A 3,038-nucleotide genomic window follows, 5' to 3' on the forward strand; every position below is an offset into this window, starting at 1 on the left:
ATGTAGAATGTCGACAGTTTAAGAGAATCTTATCTGACGTTGCAAACCTACTATGCAAATTAAAACAAATGCAAGCCTTAAGGCTTACCATACTTTTGGGATTGAACAATCGTGTTCCTATTTAGCCATCATCGAGTCGCTCGAGGAGGTTATTCAACTATTTCAAGACCCGAGATTCACCCATTTACCGAAGCTTTTTTTAGGTAAAGGAAGTAATGTTCTTTTCACTGAGCATTTTGACGGGTTAGTGATCGTTAATCGAATCATGGGTAAAGATGTGACGGAAACGGATGACCAATACCTATTGCATGTTGCAGGTGGTGAAGACTGGCCTGAGTTGGTTTCCTGGTGTGTGAGTCAGGGAATTGGTGGGTTAGAAAACCTAGCCCTGATCCCTGGCTGTGCAGGCTCGGCTCCTATTCAAAACATTGGAGCCTATGGGCTAGAGCTAAAAGACATTTGTGACTACGTGGATGTTCTTGATCTAACTACGTTTGAAAATAGAAGAATGAGCGCCAGAGACTGTAACTTTGGCTACCGAGACTCCATTTTTAAACACGCTTTGCATGAAAAGTGCTTTATTACCGCACTAGGGCTTAAGCTGGCTAAACAATGGCAGCCGATTAATCAATATGGTCCTTTAAAAGATATTCCGGAAGAACAACTTAGCCCAGCAACAATCTTCGAGCGAGTTTGCCAAGTGCGAACGGAGAAACTGCCGGATCCAGCCAAAGTAGGTAACGCAGGAAGTTTCTTTAAAAACCCAGTGATCACTCAAGATCATTATGATCGGCTCATGAAGCAACATACTAATATCGTGGCCTATCCAACTCCTGGCGGAATGAAAGTCGCGGCTGGTTGGCTGATTGATCAGTGCGGATTAAAGGGGAAGTCTGTGCATGGTGCACAGGTCAACCCTATGCAAGCCTTGGTTTTGACCAACATGGACAACTGCAGTGCCGATGATGTTGTCGCACTTGCTTCCCTAGTGAAGCAGGCAGTGTGGGATAAATACCAAATAGAACTTGAGCATGAAGTGCGATTTCTGAACCGTACCGGGGAAACCAACTTGGCTCAGATCGAGGCGTTAAGATGAGAAAAGATCACTCTACGAAACTTCATATCTTAAAGTCATTAAGTAACGGCGAGTTTCATTCTGGAGAGGCGCTGGGCGAAGCCCTGAATGTATCCAGAGCGGCAATAGCTAAGCATATTAAAGGTCTTAGTGAGTGGGGCATTGATATTTATCGAGTGCAAGGGCGCGGTTACCAGTTGGCATCACCATTGCAGTTGCTAGATGAAGCTCTCCTTACTGCTAGTGCGGAGTCACTTGTTGAGCTTGTTCCTGTGATTAACTCAACCAACCAGTATTTGCTTGATAGAGTTGCAGAGTCAGAAAAGGGCCGTGTTTGTATAGCTGAGTATCAAGCACAAGGACGTGGTCGCCGCGGTAGACAATGGATCTCTCCATTTGGCTCTAACTTATACCTATCCATGTACTGGCGATTAGATGCGGGGATGGCCGCGGCAATGGGCTTAAGCCTTGTTATTGGTATTGCCGCAGTGGAAGCACTAGAAGAAATGGGCATACAAGGCGTTAAACTCAAGTGGCCAAATGACCTGTATTATCAAGATAAAAAACTGGCAGGAATCTTAGTGGAGATGTCAGGGCAGGCCGGTGGTGCTGCTCATCTTGTGATTGGGATGGGGCTCAATATTGGAATGCCTGATGAGCAACCTGAGATTGATCAACCATGGACAACATTGAATCAGGTAAACGAGAGTCTCGTGATCGATAGAAATGTCCTAGCGACGACGCTTATCAAGCATTGGAATTCCGCACTTATCGAGTATGAACTGAAAGGGCTTACCAGCTTTGTCGAACGTTGGAATCGATTAGATAACTTTCTCAATCGTCAAGTCAAGCTGCTCATCGGACCTAGAGAGGTGCACGGCGTCGTACGCGGCATCGATCATCAAGGCGGGATATTACTCGAAACCTCGCAAGGGCTAGAGACTTACATTGGTGGGGAAATCTCGTTGCGTAAAAGCGATTGACGTTCAATTACTTTCGTAAAGACACCTTATCAACCAAGTGGTTGACGCCTTTGTGTAGAATCAAATGGGCTCTTTCTCGGGTGGGAAGAATATTTAGCTCCAAGTTGAGCCCATTAATATCATGCCAAATTTGTTTCGCTTTTTGCTTTGCTTCATCGACTGACAGTTGCGTGTAGTGACTAAAATAAGAACCGGGTTTAGTAAAAGCCCCTTGGCGAAACTTTAAAAATCGTTCCACATACCACTGTTCAATTGTCTCTGTTTCAGCATCGACATAGATCGAAAAATCTAAAAAATCAGAGACAAAGACGCGATGTGGATCATGCGGATAATCCATTCCACTTTGTAGAACGTTTAAACCTTCAATGATAAGAACATCCGGTCTATCAACTTTTCTTAGTTCGTCCGTAATGTCATACGTGATGTGGGAGTAAATAGGTACTTCAAGATCCGGCTTACCCGCTTTAACGTCAGACATAAACTCAACTAAACGTTTGATATCATAGGACTCAGGAAACCCTTTACGATGCATGATACCGCGTTCTTCTAGTACCTTTTTCGGATATAGAAAGCCATCTGTAGTGACCAAGGACACTTTGGGATGATTCTCCCAACGAGAAAGCAATGCGGTCAGAATACGAGCTGTCGTACTTTTGCCTACAGCGACACTGCCGGCGATACCAATCACAAAAGGAGGGGCATGTTCTTCCGTATTCAAGAATTGTTGTAATACAGAGTTGCGGCTTTGACGGGCTTGGACGTACAGATTCAAAAGACGAGACAAAGGAAGGTAGATTTCTACCGCTTCCTCCATGGTTAGGTTTTCATTAATGCCCTGAAGCGCAGTCAAGTCGTCTTCAGAAAGTGTCATCGGTACAGAGTTTCTTAACTCGGCCCAGTTTGCACGGTCAAATGACAAAAATGGACTCATGGGTCTCTTTTATCCTTGGTTTAGTAGAAGCAAGAACATACATCAAGCG

Annotated in this window: 3 protein-coding genes; 2 read left to right on the forward strand and 1 reads right to left on the reverse strand. The window is 44.6% G+C overall.

Annotated elements, in window-relative coordinates; translation table 11 throughout:
* Positions 1-52 precede the first annotated feature (52 nt).
* Together murB and birA are read left to right on the forward strand one after the other, a co-directional pair.
* Complete coding sequence (gene murB, locus CAG69_RS21590) at positions 53-1,096, forward strand: UDP-N-acetylmuramate dehydrogenase (protein ID WP_161446171.1); 1,044 nt, start codon at positions 53-55, stop codon at positions 1,094-1,096.
* Positions 1,093-2,058 carry a bifunctional biotin--[acetyl-CoA-carboxylase] ligase/biotin operon repressor BirA gene (gene birA, locus CAG69_RS21595; RefSeq protein ID WP_053809528.1) on the forward strand — a complete coding sequence of 322 codons (966 nt, stop codon included), beginning with the start codon at positions 1,093-1,095 and terminating at the stop codon, positions 2,056-2,058. The genes murB and birA overlap by 4 nt, the downstream gene beginning before the upstream one ends.
* A gap of 7 nt (positions 2,059-2,065) precedes the next feature.
* On the opposite strand, the gene coaA is transcribed toward birA, so the two are convergent.
* Positions 2,066-2,989 (reverse strand): type I pantothenate kinase, encoded by a 924-nt coding sequence (coaA, locus tag CAG69_RS21600; protein WP_005398335.1) that lies wholly within the window; start codon positions 2,987-2,989, stop codon positions 2,066-2,068.
* Positions 2,990-3,038: the final 49 nt, after the last annotated feature.

This window comes from Vibrio sp. V43_P6S15P86, from assembly GCF_009904725.1.
GTDB classification, from domain to species: Bacteria; Pseudomonadota; Gammaproteobacteria; order Enterobacterales; family Vibrionaceae; genus Vibrio; species Vibrio diabolicus.

Excerpts from the sequence above, each read along its gene's own strand:
- murB (WP_161446171.1), top strand. The coding sequence starts at position 53 with ATGCAAATTAAAACAAATGCAAGCCTTAAGGCTTACCATACTTTTGGG.
- birA (WP_053809528.1), top strand. The coding sequence starts at position 1,093 with ATGAGAAAAGATCACTCTACGAAACTTCATATCTTAAAGTCATTAAGT.
- coaA (WP_005398335.1), bottom strand. The coding sequence starts at position 2,989 with ATGAGTCCATTTTTGTCATTTGACCGTGCAAACTGGGCCGAGTTAAGA.